The organism is Nocardioides insulae DSM 17944, assembly GCF_000422825.1.
Taxonomy (GTDB): Bacteria; Actinomycetota; Actinomycetes; order Propionibacteriales; family Nocardioidaceae; genus Nocardioides; species Nocardioides insulae.
The window spans coordinates 634,064-655,808 of sequence record NZ_AUGU01000013.1; the positions used below are offsets into that span (position 1 = coordinate 634,064).

22 protein-coding genes and 2 tRNA genes are annotated in these 21,745 nt (G+C 70.7%); 7 read left to right on the plus strand and 17 right to left on the minus strand.

All coding sequences use genetic code 11. The features are described 5' to 3' along the window. Window positions 1-309: 309 nt before the first annotated feature. From clpX to G515_RS19355, 14 genes are all read right to left on the minus strand, one after another. Entirely contained in the window at window positions 310-1,593 is a 1,284-nt protein-coding gene (clpX, locus tag G515_RS0103630) for an ATP-dependent Clp protease ATP-binding subunit ClpX (protein ID WP_028659050.1), read from the minus strand. Window positions 1,594-1,756: 163 nt separating this feature from the next. Further along, window positions 1,757-2,362, minus strand: a complete 606-nt coding sequence (locus tag G515_RS0103635; RefSeq protein WP_028659051.1) for an ATP-dependent Clp protease proteolytic subunit — start codon at window positions 2,360-2,362, stop codon at window positions 1,757-1,759. Window positions 2,363-2,364: 2 nt separating this feature from the next. Then, window positions 2,365-2,970 (minus strand): ATP-dependent Clp protease proteolytic subunit, encoded by a 606-nt coding sequence (locus G515_RS0103640; RefSeq protein WP_028659052.1) that lies wholly within the window; start codon window positions 2,968-2,970, stop codon window positions 2,365-2,367. A 241-nt stretch (window positions 2,971-3,211) separates the two neighbouring features. Then, entirely contained in the window at window positions 3,212-4,636 is a 1,425-nt protein-coding gene (gene tig / locus G515_RS0103645; protein ID WP_028659053.1) for a trigger factor, read from the minus strand. Between the two features lie 75 nt (window positions 4,637-4,711). Then, window positions 4,712-4,784 (minus strand) — tRNA-Pro (locus G515_RS0103650). Window positions 4,785-5,024: 240 nt separating this feature from the next. Further along, a tRNA-Gly gene (locus tag G515_RS0103655) sits at window positions 5,025-5,098 on the minus strand. Window positions 5,099-5,187: 89 nt separating this feature from the next. Then, on the minus strand, window positions 5,188-6,267 hold the full coding sequence (locus tag G515_RS0103660; protein ID WP_028659054.1) for a PP2C family protein-serine/threonine phosphatase: 1,080 nt from the start codon (window positions 6,265-6,267) through the stop codon (window positions 5,188-5,190). A 31-nt stretch (window positions 6,268-6,298) separates the two neighbouring features. Next, the gene (locus G515_RS0103665) at window positions 6,299-7,162 is read right to left on the minus strand and encodes an Fpg/Nei family DNA glycosylase (protein ID WP_028659055.1); all 864 of its coding nucleotides are present in this window, start codon (window positions 7,160-7,162) and stop codon (window positions 6,299-6,301) included. Beyond that, window positions 7,155-7,694 carry a ribose-5-phosphate isomerase gene (locus G515_RS0103670; protein WP_028659056.1) on the minus strand — a complete coding sequence of 180 codons (540 nt, stop codon included), beginning with the start codon at window positions 7,692-7,694 and terminating at the stop codon, window positions 7,155-7,157. The genes G515_RS0103665 and G515_RS0103670 overlap by 8 nt, the downstream gene beginning before the upstream one ends. 5 nt (window positions 7,695-7,699) lie before the next feature. Then, window positions 7,700-8,587 carry an alpha/beta hydrolase gene (locus tag G515_RS0103675; RefSeq protein WP_028659057.1) on the minus strand — a complete coding sequence of 296 codons (888 nt, stop codon included), beginning with the start codon at window positions 8,585-8,587 and terminating at the stop codon, window positions 7,700-7,702. A 145-nt stretch (window positions 8,588-8,732) separates the two neighbouring features. Next, on the minus strand, window positions 8,733-9,416 hold the full coding sequence (locus G515_RS0103680) for a non-canonical purine NTP pyrophosphatase (protein ID WP_028659058.1): 684 nt from the start codon (window positions 9,414-9,416) through the stop codon (window positions 8,733-8,735). Between the two features lie 7 nt (window positions 9,417-9,423). Then, the gene (gene rph, locus G515_RS0103685; protein WP_036553847.1) at window positions 9,424-10,170 is read right to left on the minus strand and encodes a ribonuclease PH; all 747 of its coding nucleotides are present in this window, start codon (window positions 10,168-10,170) and stop codon (window positions 9,424-9,426) included. Window positions 10,171-10,237: 67 nt separating this feature from the next. Then, entirely contained in the window at window positions 10,238-11,068 is an 831-nt protein-coding gene (locus G515_RS0103690) for a hypothetical protein (protein WP_051217805.1), read from the minus strand. Further along, window positions 11,068-12,018: an ABC transporter ATP-binding protein gene (locus G515_RS19355; protein ID WP_051217807.1), complete on the minus strand. Its 951-nt coding sequence runs from the start codon at window positions 12,016-12,018 to the stop codon at window positions 11,068-11,070. The genes G515_RS0103690 and G515_RS19355 overlap by 1 nt, the downstream gene beginning before the upstream one ends. A gap of 130 nt (window positions 12,019-12,148) precedes the next feature. On the opposite strand from G515_RS19355, the gene G515_RS0103700 reads away from it, so the two are divergent. Next, window positions 12,149-13,288, plus strand: coding sequence for a sensor histidine kinase (locus tag G515_RS0103700; protein WP_028659061.1), 1,140 nt, complete (start codon window positions 12,149-12,151; stop codon window positions 13,286-13,288). A 68-nt stretch (window positions 13,289-13,356) separates the two neighbouring features. After that, window positions 13,357-13,953 carry a response regulator gene (locus G515_RS0103705; protein ID WP_245565208.1) on the plus strand — a complete coding sequence of 199 codons (597 nt, stop codon included), beginning with the start codon at window positions 13,357-13,359 and terminating at the stop codon, window positions 13,951-13,953. 106 nt (window positions 13,954-14,059) lie between these two features. On the opposite strand, the gene G515_RS0103710 is transcribed toward G515_RS0103705, so the two are convergent. Both G515_RS0103710 and murI read right to left on the minus strand, forming a co-directional pair. Continuing rightward, on the minus strand, window positions 14,060-14,842 hold the full coding sequence (locus tag G515_RS0103710) for an MBL fold metallo-hydrolase (protein ID WP_028659063.1): 783 nt from the start codon (window positions 14,840-14,842) through the stop codon (window positions 14,060-14,062). A 46-nt stretch (window positions 14,843-14,888) separates the two neighbouring features. After that, window positions 14,889-15,725: a glutamate racemase gene (gene murI / locus G515_RS0103715; RefSeq protein WP_051217811.1), complete on the minus strand. Its 837-nt coding sequence runs from the start codon at window positions 15,723-15,725 to the stop codon at window positions 14,889-14,891. Window positions 15,726-15,876: 151 nt separating this feature from the next. Between murI and G515_RS0103720 the strand changes: the two genes are divergently transcribed. Next, the gene (locus G515_RS0103720) at window positions 15,877-16,998 is read left to right on the plus strand and encodes an alkaline phosphatase family protein (protein WP_169570418.1); all 1,122 of its coding nucleotides are present in this window, start codon (window positions 15,877-15,879) and stop codon (window positions 16,996-16,998) included. 51 nt (window positions 16,999-17,049) lie between these two features. Here the strand turns inward: G515_RS0103720 and G515_RS0103725 are convergent, their stop codons facing one another. Continuing rightward, on the minus strand, window positions 17,050-18,012 hold the full coding sequence (locus G515_RS0103725) for a PLP-dependent cysteine synthase family protein (protein ID WP_028659066.1): 963 nt from the start codon (window positions 18,010-18,012) through the stop codon (window positions 17,050-17,052). Window positions 18,013-18,101: 89 nt separating this feature from the next. On the opposite strand from G515_RS0103725, the gene G515_RS19360 reads away from it, so the two are divergent. Genes G515_RS19360 through G515_RS0103745 form a run of 4 tightly spaced genes read left to right on the plus strand, consistent with a single transcriptional unit; the run spans window position 18,102 to window position 21,691 of the window. Further along, the gene (locus G515_RS19360; protein WP_051217813.1) at window positions 18,102-19,064 is read left to right on the plus strand and encodes an ABC transporter ATP-binding protein; all 963 of its coding nucleotides are present in this window, start codon (window positions 18,102-18,104) and stop codon (window positions 19,062-19,064) included. Beyond that, window positions 19,061-19,804 (plus strand): ABC transporter permease, encoded by a 744-nt coding sequence (locus tag G515_RS0103735; protein ID WP_028659067.1) that lies wholly within the window; start codon window positions 19,061-19,063, stop codon window positions 19,802-19,804. The genes G515_RS19360 and G515_RS0103735 overlap by 4 nt, the downstream gene beginning before the upstream one ends. 13 nt (window positions 19,805-19,817) lie before the next feature. Then, window positions 19,818-21,071, plus strand: coding sequence for a sensor histidine kinase (locus G515_RS0103740; protein ID WP_157570976.1), 1,254 nt, complete (start codon window positions 19,818-19,820; stop codon window positions 21,069-21,071). Further along, the gene (locus tag G515_RS0103745) at window positions 21,068-21,691 is read left to right on the plus strand and encodes a response regulator (protein WP_028659069.1); all 624 of its coding nucleotides are present in this window, start codon (window positions 21,068-21,070) and stop codon (window positions 21,689-21,691) included. Before G515_RS0103740 ends, G515_RS0103745 begins: the two co-directional genes overlap by 4 nt. The last annotated feature ends 54 nt before the right edge of the window (window positions 21,692-21,745 follow it).

The following is a 21,745-nucleotide window of genomic DNA, read 5'->3' on the forward strand; positions in this document are numbered from 1 at the left end:
TCCGTTGAGTCGGGCCCCGTGGCCGGTTGAGTCGGTCCTCGTGGACGGTTGAGTCGGTCCTCGCGGACGAGCGAGTCGGTCCCCATGGACGATCGAGTCGGTCCCCATGGACGATCGACTCCGTCCCCGCGGTCCATCACCTCTGGGGCCGCGGCAGGGTGTCCGAATTGCCCAACTCGACCGTCCGGCACGACCAACTCAACCGTCCGGCACGACCAACTCAACCGTCCGGCACGACCAACTCGACGGCGCAAGACAAACGGGCCGCCCTCCGATGCAGGAGGGCGGCCCGTTGGCGTCAGACGTGGCTCAGGCGGACTTCTTCTTCTTGGTCTCCACGGCGCGTGGCTCCAGGGTGGGGGTTGCCTCGCCGGTGACGGCCTCGCCGGTGACGATGACCTTGGCGACGTCACCCCGGGAGGGGACGTCGTACATCACGTGGAGGAGGACCTCCTCGATGATCGCGCGGAGACCCCGAGCGCCGGTGCCGCGCTCCAGGGCCTTCTCGGCGATGGCGGCGACCGCGTCGTCGGTGAAGACCAGCTCGACCTCATCGAGGTCGAAGAGCTTCTGATACTGCTTGACCAACGCGTTGCGCGGCTCGGTGAGGATCTGGACGAGTGCCTCACGGTCGAGCTTGTTGACGCTGGCGATCAGCGGCAACCGCCCGATGAACTCGGGAATCAGGCCGAACTTCGTGAGGTCCTCCGGACGGACCTTCTCGAGCAGGTCCTCGGCGTCCTTCTCCGCCTGGCCGCGCACCTCGGCGGTGAACCCCAGGGTCTTCTTGCCGACCCGCTGCTCGATGATGTGCTCGAGTCCGGCGAAGGCACCGCCCACGACGAAGAGGATGTTCGTCGTGTCGATCTGGATGAACTCCTGGTGCGGGTGCTTGCGGCCGCCCTGCGGCGGCACCGAGGCAGTGGTGCCCTCGATGATCTTCAGCAGGGCCTGCTGGACGCCCTCACCGGAGACGTCGCGGGTGATCGACGGGTTCTCGGCCTTGCGGGCCACCTTGTCGATCTCGTCGATGTAGATGATGCCGGTCTCGGCCTTCTTGACGTCGTAGTCGGCGGCCTGGATCAGCTTGAGCAGGATGTTCTCGACGTCCTCGCCGACGTAGCCGGCCTCGGTGAGCGCGGTGGCGTCGGCGATCGCGAAGGGGACGTTCAGCATGCGGGCCAGGGTCTGGGCCAGATAGGTCTTGCCGCAGCCGGTGGGGCCGATGACCAAGATGTTGGACTTGGCGACCTCGACCTGCTCGTCCTTGGTGTGCTTGCCCGAGAGCGGCTGCAGGCCGGCCTGGACGCGCTTGTAGTGGTTGTAGACGGCCACCGCGAGCGACTTCTTGGCCTGCTCCTGGCCGATCACGTAGGAGTTGAGGAAGTCGAAGATCTCACGCGGCTTGGGCAGCTCGTCGAGACCGACCTCCGTGCCCTCGGCGAGCTCCTCCTCGATGATCTCGTTGCACAGGTCGATGCACTCGTCGCAGATGTAGACGCCTGGGCCGGCGATCAGCTTCTTGACCTGCTTCTGGCTCTTCCCACAGAAGGAGCACTTCAGCAGGTCGCCTCCGTCACCGATGCGTGCCACGGGCGGTCATCCTCTCGAGTGCCGGTCGTCACCGGCCATTTCACCACTGGGTCGAACTTGGGGGTGGTCGATCGTCCTCGGCACGGACCGGTCGACCTCGCTGACGCTACCCCGTGCCCGGCCCGGCGGGCAGGACGGACACGGGGAGCGATCACGCATGACGTCAGGCGATCGCCGGCGTCTTGAGGCTGCCGAGCACGGAGTCCACGATGCCGTACTCGACCGCCTGCTGGGCGGTGAGGATCTTGTCGCGCTCGATGTCGGAGCTGACCTCCTCGAGCGAACGGCCGGTGTGGTCGGCGATCATCTTCTCCAGCAGCTCGCGCATCCGCAGGATCTCGTTGGCCTGGATCTCGATGTCGGAGGTCTGCCCGAAGGTGCCCTCGGTGTAGGGCTGGTGGATCAGGATCCGGCTGTTGGGCAGGGCCATCCGCTTGCCCCGGGTGCCCGCGCCGAGCAGGATGGCCGCGGCCGAGGCGGCCTGGCCCATGCACACCGTCTGGACGTCGGGCTTGATGAACTGCATCGTGTCGTAGATCGCCGTGCAGGCGGTGAATGAGCCGCCGGGGCTGTTGATGTAGATGCTGATGTCCTGGTCGGGATTCATCGACTGCAGGCACAGCAGTTGCGCGATCACCGCGTTGGCGACATCGTCGCTGATCGGCGTGCCGAGGTAGATGATGCGCTCCTCGAACAGCTTGGCGTAGGGGTCGATCCGGCGCACGCCGTAGGAGGTGCGCTCTTCCCACTGCGGGATGTAGTAGCTCATGCTCAGTCCTTCTTGTGGGCCGGACGGCCCTCGGCGGAAGCCTCGCGGGCGCTGGCGATGACCTGGTCGACCAGGCCGTACTCCTTCGCCTCGTCGGCGGTGAACCAGCGGTCACGGTCGGCGTCGGTGGTGACCTGCTCCAGGCTCTGACCGGTGTGCGTGGCGATCAGGTTGAGCAGCACGTTCTTGATGTGGAGCGACTGCTGGGCCTGGATCTTGATGTCGGAGGCGGAACCACCCATGCCCGAGGACGGCTGGTGCATCATGATCCGCGCGTGCGGGAGGGCGTAGCGCTTGCCCTTGGCTCCGGCGCAGAGGAGGAACTGGCCCATCGAGGCGGCCAGCCCCATCCCGACGGTGGCGACGTCGTTGGGGATGTAGTTCATCGTGTCGTAGATCGCCATGCCCGCATCCACCGAGCCGCCGGGGCTGTTGATGTGGAGGAAGATGTCGGCCTCGGGGTCCTCCGCCGAGAGCAGCAGCAGCTGCGCACAGATGGCGTTCGCGTTCTGATCGCGGACCTCGGAGCCGAGGAAGACGATGCGCTCCCGCAGCAGCCGGTTGTAGATGTTGTCGTCGAGCAGGTTGATCCCGGAGTCACCGCTCATGGACGGCCCCGTCCCGGAACGAGCCGGCCCTGCGTTGTCGGGGAGGCTGGAGTACTGAGTCACGACGCCGACACTAGCCGGAAGGACGGACAGTTCCACGGGTCTTGCGGTGCTGTTCGCCGACAGCAGACAGGACCGGCCCTCCGCTGCCGCCGCCCGCCCTCCCCGGGTGGCCCACGTCACGACGCCGCCCCCGCACGATGTTCGTGCGGGGGCGGCGTCGTGACGTGGAGGGAGCGGATCAGGCCTCGGCCTTCTCCTCGGACTCCTCGGACTCCTCGGACTCCTCGGACTCCTCGGCGTTCTCGGTCTCCGCAGCGTCGGTCGCCTCGGGCTCACCGATGCTGCCGTCGGGCTGCAGGTTCTTCAGGTCCACGACGTTGCCCGAGGCGTCCTTGATCACCGCGGACTCGACGATCGAGGCCAGCGCCTTGCCGCGCAGGATCTCCTGGACCAGCTCGGGCACGTGGTTGTGCTCGAACATGTGGTTGATGAACTCCTGCGGGTCCTGACCCGACTGCTGCGCACGGCGCAGCATGTGCTGGGTGAGCTCCTGCTGGTCGATGCCGAGCTCGTCCTTCTTCGCGATCGCGTCGAGGATGAACTGTGCGGCGACCGCGTCACTGACCCGGCGCTGGAGGTCTGCCTCGAACTCGTCGACGGTCTGGCCCTCGTCCTCGAGGTACTTCTCCATCGTCATCCCGGCCATGACGAGCTGCTGCTCGATGTTCTCCCGGCGGGCGTTCAGCTCGGAGGTGACCATCGCCTCGGGGAGCGGGATCTCGACCTTGTCGAGCAGCACCTCGAGGACGGCGTCGCGGGCGGCGGCCGCCTGCTCCAGGCGCTTGCCGTTCGCGAGCCGCTCACGCACGTCGGCGGCGAGCTCCTCGACCGTGTCGAACTCGCTGGCGAGCTGGGCGAACTCGTCGTCGTACTCGGGAAGCTCCTGCTCCTGGACCTGCGAGATCCGCACGGTGACCTCGACGTCCTGACCGACCAGGTCGCCACCCACCAGCTGGCTGGTGAAGACCTTCTCCTCGCCGGCGGAGAGCCCGGTGATCGCCTCGTCCAGGCCGTCGAGCATGCCGCCCCGACCGACCTGGTAGCTCATCCCGGAGACCTCGGCGCCCTCGACGGTCTCGCCGTCCTTGGTGGCGACCAGGTCGATGACGACGAAGTCGCCGTCCTGCGCGGCCCGCTCCACGTCACTCAGGGTGCCGAAGCGCTCGCGCATCGCCGTGATCTGCTCGTCGAAGTCCTCGTCGGTGACCTCGGCGTCCTCGACCTCGGCCTCCAGCCCCTCGTAGTCGGGGAGGGTGATCTCGGGCTTGACGTCGACCTCGGCGGTGAACTCGAGGACCTGGTTGTCCTCCAGCTTGGTCAGCTCGACCTCCGGCTGGGCCAGGGGCTCGAGGTCGTTCTCCTGGAGCGCCTCCATGTACTTCTGCGGGAGGACGTCGTTGACGGCCTGGTCGAGCACCGCGCCGCGGCCGACCTGCCTGTCGATCACCAGCGGCGGGACCTTGCCCCGGCGGAACCCGGGGACGTTGATCTGCTGGGCGATCTGCTTGTACGCCGCGTCGAGGCTCGGCTTGAGCTCCTCGAAGGGCACCTCGACGGTCAGCTTGACCCGGGTGGGGTTCAAGGTCTCGACGGCGCTCTTCACAGGGTTTCTCCTGTCGTTGTTCATCGGGTAGGTGGTGCATGGGTGAAGGTCCGGGTGGACCGACACCACGATCCGTCGGGGCGACAGGACTCGAACCTGCGATCTCCTGCTCCCAAAGCAGGCGCGCTAGCCACTACGCTACGCCCCGCCAAACGAGGCCCTCATCGAGATGGGGGCCGGCTTGGTGCGGAGGATGAGGGCCGGACGCGCCGGCACACCGATCTCTCCACCGGCACAGAGTAGTTGAGCACCCCGGCGGGGGCGTAACCGAGGCGCCCCCTGGGACATCACGGGAGGACCGCGGGCCTGTGGCCGCCCGGATCCGGGAGACCGCGGCCGGGCTCGGGGCGGCGGGATCACCCGAGCGAGAGGCCCGAGGAGGGAGGTCTGGAGCGGATGACGGGAATCGAACCCGCGTAGCCAGTTTGGAAGACTGGGGCTCTACCATTGAGCTACATCCGCGTGGCCGTCACCGGCCGGTCGTATGGTGCCACACCCACCGGCCGATCCGACAACCCGCCCCGCCCGGCACCCCGCTTCAGGCACCCGGCTCACTCGCGGCTCAGGAGCACCAGGGCGCGGTCGTCCTCACGGGAGCCGAGGTCGTCGACGAGCCGGGCGGCCGCCCCGTCGAGGTCCCCCGACAGCGCGGACACCGCCCGCTCCGACATCCGGGAGATCCCGGCGTCGATGTCGGTGCCGGGCGCCTCCACCATCCCGTCGGTGTAGAGCAGGAGGGTGTCGCCCGGGGCGAGGCAGCCGCGGACGACGCCGAACTCGGCCTCGGGGATCACGCCCAGGACCGGCCCCTCGGTCTCCAACACCCGCCACGAGCCGGCCGGGCCGAGCAGGACGGCCGGCGGGTGGCCCGCCGTACGCACCTCGAAGCGGGAGCTGCACAGATCCACCGACAGGTGGACGGCGGTGGCGAACCCCTCGTCCCACCCCTGCCGGTTGAGATAGTCGTTGGCCGCGGGCAGGAAGCGGTCGGCCGGGAGCGCACCCAGCAGCGCCCCGAAGGCGCCGGAGAGCTGCAGCGCCCGGGTGCCGGCGTCCTGCCCCTTGCCCGACACGTCGACGAGGGCGAGTTCGAACCGACCGGGGGCCGGGCAGGACGCCACGACGAAGTCGCCGGCGAACAGGGTGCCTCCCGCCGAGGCGAGGGCGGAGTGTGCCTGCCACCCACGGGGCAGGTCCGGGACAGCTCCCTGGTCGAGGATCCGGTCGCGCAGTTCCACGAACATCGACTCCCCGATGATGCCCGCCACCCCGAGCCTGACCCGGCGGAAGGACACCATCAGCACGATCACGCCCAACAGGAACACGACCCCGATCGCACCCATGGTGAGCTCGCTGATCGCGAGATCCCGAGCGGTCACCACGACCACAGAGACGAGCAGCAGAGCCATGATGTAGACGACGTACCACGGCAGCACCCGCGGTCCCAGGGTCATGCTGCCCAGCAGCAGAGGCACCGCGAAGCAGCCGACGGGCACGGCGCCGGGTGCGAGCAGGACGGCGACCAGGATCGCGAGCCCGAACAGCGCCAGCCAGCCGATCACGCGGGTCTCCGGGGCGGCCAGGCGCCTGCGCAGGCGGGGACGCTGGGTGCGCACGGTCTGGTTCGTCATGCTCGCTCGTGTCCGGTTGGCGTTCGGGCTCCTACTGTAAAGCCCTCGTCGCCCCGGCCCGGCTGCGGTAGGTGCGTTGACACCCCGGGCACCAGAACAGGTTGCGCCCCTCGAGGATGCGGGTCCGGATCTCCCGACCGCAGACGTGGCAGGGCAGCCCGGCCCGCCGGTACACGTAGACCTCTCCCCCGTGGTCGTCGACCCTCGGGGGCCGACCCATCTGCTCGGGCGTGTGCTCGGGCCGCACGGTGTCGATCCGATCGAGCCGCACGCCCTCGGCCATCAGCGCGACCAGGTCCTCCCACATCGCGCTCCACTGGGTACGGCGCAGGCTGCTCCCCGGCCGTTGCGGGTCGATGCGATGGCGGAAGAGCAGCTCGGCACGGTAGACGTTGCCGACGCCGGCCAACACCTTCTGGTCCATCAGCAGGGCGCCGATGGACCGGTCGCTCCGGCGGATCCTGGCCCAGGCCCGGTCGGGGTCGGCCTCGGGGCGGAGCGGGTCCGGCCCCAGTTTGGCCACGCATGCCGCCACCTGGTCCGGCCCCCACAGGTCGCAGGCGGTGGCGCCGCGCAGGTCGGCGTACGCCCAGCCGTCGGGTCGCCGGCCGACGAGCCGGAGACGTACCTGGCCGACAGGTGGGGGTAGGTCGGCGGCGCCGGTCGTGATCTGGAACTTCCCGATCAGGCCGAGGTGGATGTGGACGTACCGCTCCGCCGGGAACTGCACGAACAGCTGCTTGCCCCACGCCTGGGCACCGCCCACCTCCTCGCCGTCGAGCAGGAGCGCCTCGTCCTCGAATCGCCCCTGTGGGCTGCCCACCCGCACCTGCTGCCCCGCGAACGCGCTGGTCAGGTCCAGGGCCAGCCGGTGGAGGGTGTGGCCCTCAGGCATCCTGGTCTGCGGCGGGGTCCTGGTCCTCGGCGGGTCCGAGGCCGGCGGCCGAGGCGGGCAGCGGCGGTCGCTCCCCGGTCCGCTCGTAGTGCTCGAGCTGGCCGATCCGGCGTACGTGCCGCCCGTCGCCGGGGAACGGCTCGGCCAGGAACAGCTCCACGAAGCGGGTCATGTCCTCCAGGCTGTGCATCCGGCCGCCCACCGCGACCACCTGGGCGTCGTTGTGCTCCCGGGCGAGCCGGGCGGTGTCGTCGGAATGGACCAGGGCGCAGCGGATGCCCGCCACCTTGTTGGCCGCCATCTGCTCGCCGTTGCCGGAGCCGCCGATCACGACACCGAGGCTGTCGAGCCCGGCGGCGCGCTCCCGTGCCACGGCCTCGGCGGCGCGGATGCAGAACACGGGGTAGTCGTCGAGGGCGTCGTAGACGAACGGACCGTGGTCGACCGGCTCGTGACCGAGCTCGGTGAGGCGGTCGATGAGGTGGCTCTTGAGGTCGAGGCCGGCATGGTCGCAGCCGAGGTGCACGCGCATGAGGGTCAGTGTTCCACCCGGGGGTGGGCGGCGAGGAACGCGGCGGTCTGCGCGAGCACGTTCTCCGCTGCCGGGAACACCTCGCCGTGCCGCCAGAAGCCGTGCACGTTGCCCAGGATGCGGGTGCCGAGGACGGGTACGCCGGCCTCCGCGAGCAGGGCGGCGAGGTGCTCGCCCTCGTCCCGCAGCGGGTCGTGCTCGGCGGTCACCACCAGGGTCGGCGGCAGGGTGTGCAGCCGGTCCGAGAGCAGCGGGGCAAGGTCGGGGTCGCGGAGGTCGGCCTCGTTGGCGGCGTACTGCTGCCAGTACCAGGCGGCCTCCGCGGGGTCGAAGCCGTCCGCCGCCGTGCGGTAGGAGTCGAAGCCCTGCTCGGGATCGAGGAAGGGATAGATCAGCACCAGGCCGGCGAACCTGTCCGGGTTGCGCAGCGCGGCGACCAGGGCGAGGTTGCCGCCGGCACTGTCGCCGTGGACGTGGGTCGCCATCCCGCCCAGTTCGGCGTCCTCGGCCAGCCACCCCAGCACCGCGTCGACGTCGTCCGGGGCCGCCGGGAAGGGGTGCTCCGGCGGCCTGCGGTAGTCCACCGAGAGCACCCGCAGCCTGGTGCGATTGGCGAGCTTGCGCGCGGCCGCGTCGTGCACCTCCACGTCGTTGAAGACGAACCCGCCTCCGTGCAGGTGTACGACGACGCCGGGCCGGGAGTGCTCGGGCACGAAGAGCCGCACCGGCACCCCGGCCGCTTCCAGGTCACGGACCTCCGCGACGTGTTCCCTCGCCTCGCTACGCGCCTGTAGCCGGGCGGCGGCGCGAGCGGACTCGATGTCCACCTTCCACACCTCCGGCTCGCCCGCCGCCTGGGCCACCGCCTTCTTCGCCTCCGGGTACAACGCCATGCTCGGGAGGCTACTGGTGGCCTCGGCCGGCTGTCTCTGGTGTCCCACGCGACACACGACCCAGGGGAAAGGTGCACTTGTTGGGCGGTTTTCGGCCTGGAAGCGCACCTTTCCCCGGTTCACCGGGGAAACGTCCGCGGCGGTCTCACCCGCCCAGCACACCCGCGATCAGGGGGGCGATCTCGCGCAGGGCATGACCGCGGTGGCTGATCGCGTCCTTCTGGTCGCGGGTGAGCTCGGCGGTGGTGCCGGTGGGCAGGGCGTCGGCGACGAAGAGGACGTCGTAGCCGAAGCCGCCCTCGCCGCGGGTCTCCCGGATCACCTGCCCGGGCATCCGACCCTCGACCAGGATCGCGTCGCGTTCCGACGGCCCGTGCACGAACGCGATCGCGCAGGTGAAGTGGGCACCGCGGCGCTGGTCGGGCACGTCGGCGAGCTGGTCGAGCAGGAGCCGGTTGTTGCGCTCGTCCTGGCCGGCGCGTGCCTCGTCCGCCTCGCCGCTCACCACCACACCGCTCACCTCCACGCCGCTCGCCGCGTCGCGGCGGCGACCCGACCAGCGGGCCGAGAGCACCCCCGGCATGCCGTTCAGCGCGTCGACGCACAGACCGGAGTCGTCGGCCACGGTGGGGAGACCCGTCGCCGCGTATCCGGCCCGGGCCTTGATCAGCGCGTTGCCCTCGAAGGTGGCGGCATCCTCGACCGGTTCGTCGTAGTGGGGGACGTCGTCGAGCCCGACGACCTGGACCGCCGGCAGGTGCTCGGCCAGGATCCGCTCCATCTCGTGGATCTTCTTGGCGTTGCGGGAGGCGACGTGGATGGAGGCCATGGTGCGGTCAGCTCGCGGCGGTCTCGGCCAGTGCGGCCTGCTGCAGCACGGTGAGGTCGGCGCAGCCCTTCTCCCCCAGCGAGAGCAGCGCGTCGAGCTCGGACCGGTCGAACGGGACGCCCTCGGCGGTGCCCTGCACCTCCACGAACGAACCGGCGCCGGTCATCACGATGTTCATGTCGGTCTCGGCTCGCACGTCCTCCTCGTAGGGCAGGTCAAGCCGCGGCGTTCCGTCGATGATGCCGACCGAGACGGCGGCCACGGAGCCGGTGAGCGGCTCGCCCGTGATCGCGCCGGTCGACCGCAGGTGCGCGACCGCGTCGGCGAGGGCGACGTAGGCCCCGGTGATGGCCGCGGTGCGGGTGCCGCCGTCGGCCTGGAGCACGTCGCAGTCCAGCTGGATGGTGTTCTCGCCGAGCGCCTGGTAGTCGATCACCGCGCGCAGCGACCGCCCGACCAGCCGGGAGATCTCGTGGGTGCGGCCGCCGATCCTGCCCTTGACCGACTCGCGCTGGGAGCGCTCGTTGGTGGCGGCCGGCAGCATGGCGTACTCCGCGGTGACCCAGCCCAGCCCAGATCCCTTGCGCCAGCGCGGCACGCCCTCGGAGGCCGAGGCGGCGCACAACACGCGGGTACGGCCGAACTCCACCAGCACCGAACCGGCGGCGTGGTCGAGCCAGTTGCGGGTGATCTTGATCGGGCGGAGCTCGTCGTCGGCGCGCCCGTCGGCACGTCCGGCAGCAGGAATCGTCATGACGCCAGCCTAAGCAAGAACGGCGCCACCCCGGGGTCGGGGTGGCGCCGTACGAGCCGGTCGGGAGCTACTTCACCTCGGAGCGCAGCACCCGAAGGGTGCCCAGCACGAGCGGACCGAAGACCCAGATGGTCAGCGCGCTGAGCAACTGGAGCACCTCCAAGAACCCGGTGTCGACGGGTTGTCCCATCACGTCATTGCCGGTCTGGAACGGCGTCACCGCGTAGGTGATGTCGAGGAACGGGAGCAGCGTCTGGGCCCAGTCGAAGAGGCTGAACAGGATGCCCCACACCATGTACGGGAGGAGCAGCGAGGCCACGTAGTAGACCGCGACGGTGCTCGGCGTGTTCAAGAAGAGCAGGGCGAGCGCGAAGCCCATCACCAGGTAGACCAACTGGAGGCCGGTCAGCCAGGCCACGTCGTTCCAGCCGAGATCCCAGATCGGCTCGCCGCCGATCATCTCGGCACCGACCACGGTGCCGAGCGCTCCCAGGGCGAGAGCGAGCACGAGGGTGACCAGCGCGAGGCACACGACCGCCACCAGTTTGGCGAGCACGACGCGCAACCGGTGCGGCTCGAAGGCGAAGGTCACCATCGTGGTGCGCTGGCTCCACTCGCTGGTGACGATCAGGATCGCCAGCACCGGGAGCAGCAGGGAGAGGGGGACGGCCATCACCTGGGCGAAGACGCCGGCGCTCACGACCGCGTCGTCCAGGCCGACCACCAGGAGGGTCAGCCCGAAGGCCAGCAGCACGAGCGCCGCGGTGATGGCGAGCAGCCAGCGCCCACCACGGGTGTCGATCATCTTGCGCCACTCGACCCGGACCAGCCGGAGGAACGGGATGGGCGCCGTCGGCGTGGTGTCGATGTGGAGCGGGGCGGAGGCGGTGGTGGACATCAGGCGACTCCCTCGTTGGACGTCCCGACGGTGGCCGGTGCGGGCTGGACGGCGACGGCGCTCTCGCGCTGGGTGTCGGCGGTGAGCTCGAGGAAGAGGTCCTCGAGACCGGTGCTGGCGCTGCGCAGGTCGGTGAGCACGGTCTGGCTCTCCGCGGCGGCCCGGCCGACCTCGAGCGGGCTGGTGCCGACCGCCAGGCCGTCACCGGCGATCTCCACCGGGAAGCCGCGCCGGGCCAGCTCCGCGGCGAAGGCGGCGTTGTCCACGGCGGTGACGTACGCCGTCTCCTGACCGTCTCGGGAGAGGAGCTCCTTCTTGGTGCCCTGGGCGACGATCCGGCCCCGGCCGATCAGGATGATCTCGTCGGCGATCAGCTCCACCTCGTTGAGCAGGTGCGAGGAGAGCAGCACGGTGCCGCCACGGTCGGCGTAGGACTTGAGCAGGTCGCGCATCCACCGGATGCCGGCCGGGTCGAGCCCGTTGGCCGGCTCGTCGAGGATGAGCACCTCCGGGTCGCCGAGGAGGGCGTGAGCGATGCCGAGGCGCTGCATCATGCCGAGTGAGTAGTTCTTCAGTCGGCGCTTGGACTCCTTCGGCGAGAGTGAGACCAGGTCCAGCATCTCGTCGACCCGCGAGCTGGGCAGACCGAGAGTGATGGCCGCGAGGTTGAGGATCTCGCGACCGCTGCGCCCCTTGTGCTGGGCCGACGCGTCCAGCAGGACGCCGACGTGCCGGGCGGGGTTCGGGATGTCGGTGTAGGCGTGGCCGCCGATCGTGATGCGGCCCCGGGTGGTCGGGGTCAACCCGACCATCATCCGCATCGCGGTGGACTTGCCCGCGCCGTTCGGCCCCAGGAACCCGGTCACCCGGCCGGGCTGGCACACGAAGCTCACGTCGTCGACGGCGGTGAAGCCGCCGTAGACCTTCGTCACTCCTTCGACTTTGATCATGCATCCATCCTGACCGACCCGATGGCTCCGGGCATCGGACCCAGGTGTGGATCCTCTCCGACTTCGGTAGGGGGTGGCGGCCGTCCCGGGACTCTCCCTCGCCGCCTACCGAGGACACTAGGGTCGAGCCGTGTCCACGGTGCCCGACTACCAGCCGCCGATCCGCTGGTGGGGTGCCCTCGGCCGGCTCGGCGGGTGTGTCGCCATCTCCATCCTGGCGACGATCGAACTGGCGTTCTACCAGGCCGAGCGCCACCCGCTGTGGTTCTGGGTGGGAGCGGTGACGGGGGTGGCCTCCTACGGCGTGCTCCGGTGGCGGCGCACCCACCCCCTCGTGGTGGCGGTGGGTGTCAACCTCCTGTCGATCTTCAGCCCGATCGCGTCCGGGCCCGCCGTACTCGCGACGGTCTCGGTGGCCACCCGGCGCAGGAGCCGCGAGCTCGTCCTCGCCGCCGCGGTCTCCTTCCTCTCGGGCACCGCGTTCTACTGGATCCAGCCGAGGGACGCCGACGATCCCGTCTGGTTCGACATGCTGTTCAACGCCCTTCTCACCGCCGCGATGATCGGCTGGGGCATGTTCATCGGCTCCCGCCGCGAACTGGTCTGGACGCTCCGGCACCGTGCCGAGACCGCCGAGGCGGAGCAGGGGCTCCGCGTGGCGCAGGCACGGGCCACCGAGCGGCGTCGGATCGCTCGCGAGATGCACGACGTACTGGCCCACCGGATCTCGCAGATCGCCGTCCAGGCGGGCGCGATGGAGTTCCGCGAGGACCTCTCCGCCGATGAACTGCGGCACGGCATCGGGCTGGTCCGGCAGAAGTCGCACGAGGCCCTCACCGATCTGCGCACCGTGCTCGGCGTCCTCCGCGACGACCACGGCGAACTCGCCCCGCAGCCGACCTACGCCGACCTCGACCGGCTGATCGAGGAGGCCCGCACCGCCGGCATGAGTGTCGACGTGGTCGACCGGGTCGCCCCGGACCTCCCGGACCCCACCGGTCGGACGCTGTACCGCCTGGTGCAGGAGGGGCTCACCAATGCTCGCAAGCATGCCCCGGGGAGCCGCGTCACGGTGAGTCTGACGGGTTCGCCCGAGGACGGCGTCCAGCTGGAGATACGCAACCCGCTCGGTTTCCACTCGGGTACGCCGGGTGCCGGGCTCGGGCTGATCGGCCTCACCGAGCGGGCCACCCTTGCCGGCGGCTCCTTGGATCACGGGCGGCACGGTGACCTGTTCATCCTGCGTGCCTGGATACCGTGGGCGTCGTGAGCGAACAGCGACCCACGCGGGTGGTGGTGGTGGACGACGATCCGCTGGTGCGGTCGGCCCTCGGACTGATGTTGGGTGGCCAGCCCGACCTACAGGTGGTCGGCGAGGCCCCCGACGGGGCCGAGGCGATGACGCTCATCCCCCGGGTGCGGCCCGACGTGGTGCTGATGGACATCCGGATGCCCCGGCTCAACGGGCTCGAGGCGACCCGCCGACTGCAGCGCGAGCCCTCCCCGCCGAGGATCATCGTGCTGACCACCTTCGACGCGGATGAGCACGTCGTCAGCGCGGTCGCGGCCGGCGCCGACGGGTTCCTGCTCAAGGACACCTCGCCCGCCGAAATCGTCGAGGCGATCCGCACGGTGGCCGCCGGTGACCCGATGCTCTCCCCCTCCGCCACCCGTGCGCTGATCGGACGGGTGCGGCACGACCCGGACACCGACGACCGGCTCCGGTCGGCGCAATCCCGGCTGGCCGCCCTGACCGACCGGGAACGCGAGGTCGCCCTCGCGGTCGGCGAGGGGCTCTCCAACGCCGAGATCGCGGCCCGCCTCTACCTGTCGGTGCCCACCGTCAAGGCGCACGTCTCCCGGCTGTTCGAGAAGCTCGGCACGACCAACCGCGTGCAGATCGCGATCTGCGTGCACGACGCCGGGCTGCTCTGATTCCGTCGGCACGCGGGTGTCGGCGCTTCGCCGGTGCGTTCCAGGGAGATCGTGCACCGGCCGCCACGCCTCGCTGCCGCGCGCTGGTCGGCTCGCGCGAGCTACCTCAGATCTCGTAGACGGCCCCGCTCCGGGCCAGCTCGATGGGTCCGGAGTAGGTCTGTTTAGCCTCGGCGAGGATCTCGGCGGCGTCGTGCCACGGCGGCACGTGGGTGACCACGACCCGCTTGGAGACCGCCTCGGTGGCGTACTGCCCGGCCTCGGCACCGGTGAGGTGCAGGCTGGGCGGGTTGTCGTCGCCCTCCCGGAAGGAGGCCTCGACCAGGAACAGATCGGCCCCCTTGGCCAGATCGAGCAGCGCGGGGGTGGGACCGGTGTCACCGCTGTAGGCCAGGGTGCGGCCCTCCGCGCTGATCCGCAGGCCGTACGCCGGCACTGGGTGGTCCACCTCGGCCGCGGTGATCTCGAACGGGCCGAGGGTGAACGAACCGGTCCCCTGCTCGTCGTAGCGGTGGAACTCGAACTCCTCCCGCATCCCCGGGCGACGTGGGAGGTCGTAGGCGTTGGCCAGCCGGCCGGCGGTGCCCTGCGGTCCCCACACGGGGATCCTGGGCTGGGTGCCGGAGGGGTGGTACTTGCGCAGCACGTAGTAGCTGGTCATGTCGACGCAGTGGTCGGCATGCAGATGGCTGAGCAGGACGGCGTCGACGGCGAGTGGGTCGATGTAACGCTGGAGCAGGCCGAGCGCGCCGTTGCCCATGTCGAGCACCAGCGACCAGGTGCGACTGCGTCCCTCGGCGTCGACCCCGTCGGCCTGGAGCAGATAGCACGACGCCGGCGACTGGGGACCAGGGTAGGAGCCGGAGCAGCCGACCACGGTGAGTCTCATCGGGATCCCCGATCCGTGGCGGGCGAGCAGCCGCGCGGGTCGGCGCTCATGCCAGCCCCCCGGCGAACTGGGAGGCGGCCACCATCTCCTGGCCGAGGAACCGCCGGCCGATCGTCTCGAAGGCCTCCGGCGCCCCCGTCGTCCAGAACCGGTAGGACGGCTCACCGCTCTCCCGCATCCGTCCGGTCGCTGCCAGCATCCGGTAGACCTCCTTGGCCGACTCCTCGGCACTGCTCACCAGGGTGACGTTGTCTCCCATCACATAGGAGATGACGCCGGTGAGCAACGGGTAGTGGGTGCAACCGAGGATCAGCGTGTCGACTCCCGCGGTGGTCAGCGGGTCGAGGTATTCGTGCGCGGAGGCGAGCAGTTCGTCACCGCCGGTGATGCCCGCCTCCACGAAATCGACGAAGCGGGCACACACCCGGGTGCTCAGCTCGACGTGCGGAGCGGCCGCGAACGCGTCGTCGTAGGCCATCGACTCCGCGGTGGCATGCGTGCAGATCACCCCGATCCGGCCGGTCCGACTGGCCGCCACCGCGCGCCGGGTCGCCGGCAGGATCACCTCGACCACCGGGACGTCGTACCGCTCGCGGGCGTCGCGCAGCATCGCCGCCGAGGCGGAGTTGCAGGCGATCACCAGGGCCTTGACCCCCTGCTCGACCAGATGGTCGAGGCACTCCAGGGCGTACTCGCGCACCTCGGCGATCGGCTTGGGGCCGTACGGCGCCCGCGCGGTGTCACCGACGTAGAGCACCGACTCGTGCGGCAGTTGGTCGATCACCGACCGGGCCACGGTCAGGCCGCCGAAGCCGGAGTCGAAGATGCCGATCGGTGCGTCGACGTCGAGGTCGGCACGAGGTGGCAGGCCGGGGGATTCCACGGAACCCAGGCTAGGGAAGGCGGCCCTACCGGCGCATCCCGAGGTGACCGACATGACGCGAGACCGTCGTCACGTGCTGCCCGCCGCCCGTCCGTGCCGGACCGCCCGGAGTCCTGGTCCGGCCGGCGAGGGCGGCGGTAGCGTCGGGTCCATGGCCGTTCGCCCCCGACGTACGACGACCGCAGCCATCGCCCTGACCACTGTGGCCTCGCTGGCCTCCGCCGGGTGCGCCGATGCGGATTCCCCTTCCGCCCCCGGCGCCCCGCAGGGCGGCGCACGGTCGAGCCAGCAGGCCGAGGGCGCCGGATCCGCCTCTGCCGGGGTGCCGCGGATCGATGCGCCGCGTTCGTCCGGTTCGGGAACGGGCCGCTCGGGTCCGCGCGTGCGTGTCCTGGCCGTGTCGGTCGACGGGCTGAGCGTGCAGGCGATCCGGCGGTTGGGCCGCGGCGGGGCTCCCGCGCTGCACCGGATGCTCGGCCACGGTGCCGGCACCCTCAACGCCCGCACCGCCCGCGAGACGTACGTGACCCTCCCCAACCACACCGGGATGCTCACCGGCCGCCGGGTCGACGCCGACCGTGGCGGGCACGGGGTCACCTGGAACCACGATCGCCCCGGGAGCACGGTGCACCGCGCGGCCGGGCACCGGGTGGGTTCGATCTTCAGCCGGGTCCACGGGGCCGGTGGCCGCACCGCCCTGTTCGCGGCCAAGGACAAGTTCTCCCTCTTCGACCGCAGTTGGCCCATCGGCCGGTTCGTGGTGGACCACGACAACGCCGATCTGGTCACCGCCGCGATCGCGGACCTCCGTCCCGCGCGACGTGCCTTCACCTTCGTCCATCTCTCCCTTCCGGACGCGGCCGGGCACGCCCACGGTGGGATGTCACCGAAGTACCTCGCCGCCGTCCGTGAGGCCGACGCTCAGGTGGGCCGGATGCTGCGCGCCGTCCACAGCGGACCACGTCTCCGCCGTCAGGTCCGGGTCATCCTCACCGCCGACCATGGCTTCGCCCCGGGACGGCGTGCGCACGACGCCGATCGGATGGGCAACTACCGCATCCCGTTCCTGGTGTGGGGACGCTCGATCCGCCGGGCCGACCTGTATCGGATCAACCCGGAGTTCCGCAGGCCCGGTCGCCGCCAGTCCGACTACCGCGGCCGCCAGCCGATCCGCAACGCCATGCTCGCCGACCTGGCCGCCGACTTCCTCGACCTCCGCTCGGTCCGTGGCAGCGAGTTCAACCACGACCAGCGGCTCGACGTCCACCGCTGAACCCGACGCGGATCCCCGATCTGCGCGGCCGCCTCCGCGGGGGAAGCCGGGTCAGGCCCAGAGCTGGCCCTCGAGGCGGTCCTCGGCGTCGTCGATGGTGCCCTCGTAGGCGCCGGTGGAGAGGTACTTCCAGCCGCCGTCGGCGACCACGAAGGCGATGTCGGCGGACTCACCGGCCTTGACCGCCTTGGCCGCCTGGCCCAGTGCCGCATGCAGGATCGCGCCGGTGGAGATGCCGGCGAAGATCCCCTCGAGCTCGAGCAGCTCCCGCACCCGACGTACGGCGTCGCGCGGCCCCACCGAGAAGCGCCGGTCGATCAGCTCGGCGTCGTACAGCTCGGGCACGAAGCCCTCGTCCAGGTTGCGCAGTCCGTAGACCAGCTCGCCGTAGCGGGGCTCGGCGGCCACGATGCTGACCTCCGGCTTGGCCCGGCGGAAGAACCGGGAGACGCCCATCAGCGTGCCGGTGGTGCCGAGGCCGGCGACGAAGTGGGTGATCGAGGGCAGGTCGGCGAGCAGCTCGGGCCCGGTGCCCTCCTCGTGTGCCAGCGCGTTGGCGTCGTTGCCGTACTGGTAGAGCATCACCCAGTCGGGGTGCTCGACGGCCAGCCTCTTGGCGACCCGGACCGCCTCGTTGGACCCGCCGGCCGCGGGCGAGGAGACGATCTCGGCACCCCACATCCGGAGCAGCTGGCGGCGTTCTTCGGAGGTGTTCTCCGGCATCACGCACACGATCCGGTAGCCCTTGAGCTTGGCCGCCATCGCCAGCGAGATCCCGGTGTTGCCCGAGGTGGGCTCCAAGATCGTGCAACCCGGCCGCAGGGTGCCGTCCTTCTCGGCCTGCTCGACCATCCGCAGCGCCGGACGGTCCTTGATCGACCCGGTGGGGTTGCGATCCTCGAGTTTCGCCCACAGCCGCACCTCGGAGCCGTTCGGCTGGGGTCCCGGAGAGAGCCGGGGCAGGCCCACCAGCGGCGTACCTCCGACGGAGGCGAGCAGGTTGTCGAAACGCATGGGATCAGTGTCGCATCCACCGATCGGAGGATGGCCCTTCGAGCCTGCTGTCCGATGTGCGGGACGCCGCCGCTTGGCAGGGTCGAGGTATGCACACCACCACCGCGGCCGTCGAGGTCACCGCACTGCACAAGAGGTACGGCGAGAAGGTCGCCGTCCAGGACGTCTCCTTCACCGTCCGACAGGGCGAGGTCTTCGGCATCCTCGGTCCCAACGGTGCCGGGAAGACGACCACCGTCGAGGCCATCGCCGGACTGCGCCGTGGCGACGCCGGTCGCGTCCGCGTCCACGGCATCGATCCGTGGACCGACCGCGCCGCCCTGACCAAGGTGCTGGGCATCCAGCTCCAGGAGGCGCAGCTGCCCGAGAAGATCACGGTCTCCGAGGCGTTCGAGTTGTGGTCGGCCCTGTACGACGATCCGGTGCCCTGGCCCGGACTCGCCGACAACCTCGGTCTCGGTGAGCACGTCGACCGGCGATTCGGAAAGCTGAGCGGCGGTCAGCAGCAGCGGCTCTCGATCGGGCTGGCACTGGTCGGCAACCCCCGGGTGGCGGTCCTCGACGAGCTCAGCACCGGCCTGGATCCGCGTGCCCGCCGCGAGGTCTGGCAGATCGTCCGCGACCTGCGCACCCGGGGCGTCACCGTGCTGCTGGTGACCCACGCGATGGATGAGGCCCAGGAGCTGTGCGACCGGATCGCGATCGTCCAGCACGGCCGGATCGCGGCCCTGGACACGCCCGACGCGCTGATCCGAGCCACCAGCTCGGCCACCGTCACCACCTTCCGGGCCGAGGTCGCCGTCGATCTCCAGGCGCTTCGCGAACTCGCGACGGTGAGCGAGGTGCGCAGCGAGGTCGGCCGGATCGTCGTGCAGGGCACCGAGGACGCAGCCGTGCAGGTCATCGACGAACTGCACCGCCAGGGGGTCCGCCCGCGCGACCTGCGGGTGGTCGAGGGCAATCTCGACACGGCGTACCTGGACCTCACCGCCACCGCGACCGCCACCGCCGCCGCGGCCGAGTCCACCGACGACGTCGAGGAGATCCGATGAGCTCCCCCACCACCGCGATCATCCGCAACGAGGCGAGGCTGTTCTCCCGCGAGCCCGTCGCCGTGTTCTGGATGCTCGCCTTCCCCAGCATCCTGCTCGCCGGCCTCGGGCTGATCCCCTCCTTCCGGGAGCCCGACCCCAACCTCGGCGGGCAGAGCGTGATCGAGTTGTACGTCCAGGTCGTGGTGCTGCTCTCGATGATCTTCTCGGGCGCCCAGGCGATGCCGGAGTTCCTGATCAGCTACCGGCAGCGCAAGGTGCTCCGCCGGTTGCGCACCACCCCGCTCGGGCCGAGCCGGGTGATCCTGGCCCAGGTCGTCGTGCACGCCGCGGTGGTCAGCCTGGCCGCCCTGCTCTGCCTGCTCGTCGGCCGGGTCGCCTTCGGTACGCCCCTGCCTGAGGCTCCGGTGGGCTACGCGTTGGTCTACCTGCTCGCGCTGGCCTCGATGATGGCGGTCGGCGCCGTCATCAGCGCGGTGGCACCCAACGCAACGGTCGCGAACGTGCTCAGCATGGCGGTGATGTTCTCGTTCATGTTCACCGCTGGTGTGTATCTGCCGGTGCAGGCGATGCCCGACGCCCTCCAGACGATCGTGTCGTTCTTCCCGATGGGCGCGGCCGCCGAGGCCCTCAACCAGGCCGTCCTGGGCGAGGTCCCCGACCTGATCCACCTCGGGGTGATGGCCGCGTGGACCGCCGCGCTCTCACTCATCGCGGTGCGCGCCTTCCGCTGGGAGTGAGAGGCTGATGCCGATGAGCCCCGCGATCAGCCCGACAGAGTCGTTCGAGGAGCGGTGGGGGCGATTGTTCGCCCACATCCCCTACGTCGTGCTCGCGGTCGCCACGCTGGTCGCACTCTTGACCGGCCCCTACACCGGCGCCACGTCGCCGGCGTGGCGCCTGATCGCCCAGCTCGTCGTCCTCGCCGTGACCTTCGCGTGTCTGGCCTGGGGCACCTGGATCCACCGGCACGGCGCGAGCCGGGCCCAGGGCGTCGCGTTCTACCTCGGGCGCACCGCACTGGCCCTGCTGCTGACCCTGCTCAACCCGCTGTTCTGCATCTTCGCCTGGATCGGCTTCATCGACGCCGAGGACCACTTCCGCGGACGGGCGGTCTGGGGCGCGCTCGGGGCGACCTCGGTCATCTTGGCGCTCGGCCAGTCCGGCGGTGTTCCGTTCGGATCGGTGGGTCACGTCGCTCTCTTCGTGATCCTCGTGGGGGTCAACTTCGGTCTCTCGGCGACGATGAGCAGGTGGGCGGTCCACATCGCCGAGACGAGCGACCGGCGCGGCGAGATGATCGCCGAACTGGAGCGACTCAACACCGAACTGGAGCAGGCCGCCGCGGAGAACGCCGCGCTCCAGGAGACCGTCGTCGCGCAGGCCCGGGCGGCCGGCGTACAGGAGGAGCGGCAGCGGCTGGCGCGGGAGATCCATGACGGGATCGCCCAGTCCCTGGCCGCCGCGCTGGCCCAGCTCCAGGCGGCTCAGGACGAACCCGACTCCGGTCGCCGGATCGCCCGGGCCACCGAGCTCACCCGAGACGCGCTCACCGAGGCCCGGCGCTCCATGCTCGACCTCTCCCCCGCCCCGCTGACCGGCAGTGGTCTGGCCGAGGCGATCACCGGGCTGGTTGGCTCCTGGGACGCCGAGCAGCCGGCCCGCGCCGAGGTCGTCGTCACCGGCGTCGTGCGGCCGCTGCATCCCGAGGTCGAGGCCACGGTTCTGCGGGTCACCCAGGAGGCCCTGTCGAACGTGGCCAAGCATGCGGCCGCCGATCGGGTGGGGGTCACCCTGTCCTACGACGACGAGTCGGTGATCGTGGACGTCCGCGACGACGGGGTCGGCTTCGACCCGGACCAGCAGGCACCCCCGGCCTCCTTCGGCCTGCGCGGGATGCGCCAGCGGGCCGAGCGTCTCGCCGGCGCGCTCGACGTGGAGGCCGAGCCGGGCGGCGGCACCGCGGTCTCCCTCCGCCTGCCGGCCCTGGACAGGGGCGCGGCATGATCCGGATCCTGGTGGTGGACGACCACCCGATCGTGCGCGACGGCGTGGTCGGCATCCTCTCCGCGGTGGCCGACTTCGAGGTGGTCGGCCAGGCGGACAGCGGCCCCGCCGCGGTGACCGCGAGCGCTGCCCTCGACCCCGACGTGGTGGTGATGGATCTGCGCATGCCGGGCGGTTCGGGGGTCGACGCCGTCCGGGAACTCCAGCGCCGGGGTCTGCGCGCCGCCGTGCTGGTGCTCACCACCTACGACACCGATTCCGACACGGTCGCAGCGATCGAGGCCGGCGCGACCGGCTACCTGCTCAAGGACTCCCCCACCGCGGTGCTGGTCGACGCCGTCCGGGCGACCGCCCAGGGTGAGACCGTGCTCTCGCCGACGGTCGCGACCCGACTGGCGACCCACGTACGCCGACCCGTCCGGTCGGCCCAGCTCAGCGCCCGCGAGCGCGAGGTGCTGGTGCTGGTCGCCCGCGGCCGCGCCAATCGTGCGATCGCGCAGGAGCTCTTCGTCAGCGAGGCCACCGTCAAGACCCATCTCGGCCACGTCTACGAGAAGCTCGGGGTCACCGATCGTGCCGCGGCCGTCGCCACGGCGTACGAGCGCGGCATCCTGGGGTGAGGTCGGCCGGTCCCCCGGCGGCGCCGGCCGAGGCCGGCGCGGAACCGGGGGCGG

Bases quoted from the DNA above. Each gene is read 5' to 3' on its own strand.
- G515_RS0103660 (WP_028659054.1), bottom strand. From the start codon at position 6,267: ATGACGAACCAGACCGTGCGCACCCAGCGTCCCCGCCTGCGCAGGCGC.
- G515_RS0103680 (WP_028659058.1), bottom strand. From the start codon at position 9,416: ATGGCCTCCATCCACGTCGCCTCCCGCAACGCCAAGAAGATCCACGAG.
- G515_RS0103675 (WP_028659057.1), bottom strand. From the start codon at position 8,587: ATGGCGTTGTACCCGGAGGCGAAGAAGGCGGTGGCCCAGGCGGCGGGC.
- G515_RS0103665 (WP_028659055.1), bottom strand. From the start codon at position 7,162: ATGCCTGAGGGCCACACCCTCCACCGGCTGGCCCTGGACCTGACCAGC.
- G515_RS0103745 (WP_028659069.1), top strand. From the start codon at position 21,068: ATGATCCGGATCCTGGTGGTGGACGACCACCCGATCGTGCGCGACGGC.
- G515_RS0103740 (WP_157570976.1), top strand. From the start codon at position 19,818: ATGAGCCCCGCGATCAGCCCGACAGAGTCGTTCGAGGAGCGGTGGGGG.
- rph (WP_036553847.1), bottom strand. From the start codon at position 10,170: ATGACGATTCCTGCTGCCGGACGTGCCGACGGGCGCGCCGACGACGAG.
- G515_RS0103735 (WP_028659067.1), top strand. From the start codon at position 19,061: ATGAGCTCCCCCACCACCGCGATCATCCGCAACGAGGCGAGGCTGTTC.
- G515_RS0103705 (WP_245565208.1), top strand. From the start codon at position 13,357: ATGTTGGGTGGCCAGCCCGACCTACAGGTGGTCGGCGAGGCCCCCGAC.
- G515_RS0103720 (WP_169570418.1), top strand. From the start codon at position 15,877: ATGGCCGTTCGCCCCCGACGTACGACGACCGCAGCCATCGCCCTGACC.
- G515_RS0103670 (WP_028659056.1), bottom strand. From the start codon at position 7,694: ATGCGCGTGCACCTCGGCTGCGACCATGCCGGCCTCGACCTCAAGAGC.
- G515_RS0103725 (WP_028659066.1), bottom strand. From the start codon at position 18,012: ATGCGTTTCGACAACCTGCTCGCCTCCGTCGGAGGTACGCCGCTGGTG.
- G515_RS0103635 (WP_028659051.1), bottom strand. From the start codon at position 2,362: ATGAGCTACTACATCCCGCAGTGGGAAGAGCGCACCTCCTACGGCGTG.
- G515_RS19360 (WP_051217813.1), top strand. From the start codon at position 18,102: ATGCACACCACCACCGCGGCCGTCGAGGTCACCGCACTGCACAAGAGG.
- G515_RS0103690 (WP_051217805.1), bottom strand. From the start codon at position 11,068: ATGTCCACCACCGCCTCCGCCCCGCTCCACATCGACACCACGCCGACG.
- G515_RS19355 (WP_051217807.1), bottom strand. From the start codon at position 12,018: ATGATCAAAGTCGAAGGAGTGACGAAGGTCTACGGCGGCTTCACCGCC.
- G515_RS0103710 (WP_028659063.1), bottom strand. From the start codon at position 14,842: ATGAGACTCACCGTGGTCGGCTGCTCCGGCTCCTACCCTGGTCCCCAG.
- G515_RS0103640 (WP_028659052.1), bottom strand. From the start codon at position 2,970: ATGAGCGGTGACTCCGGGATCAACCTGCTCGACGACAACATCTACAAC.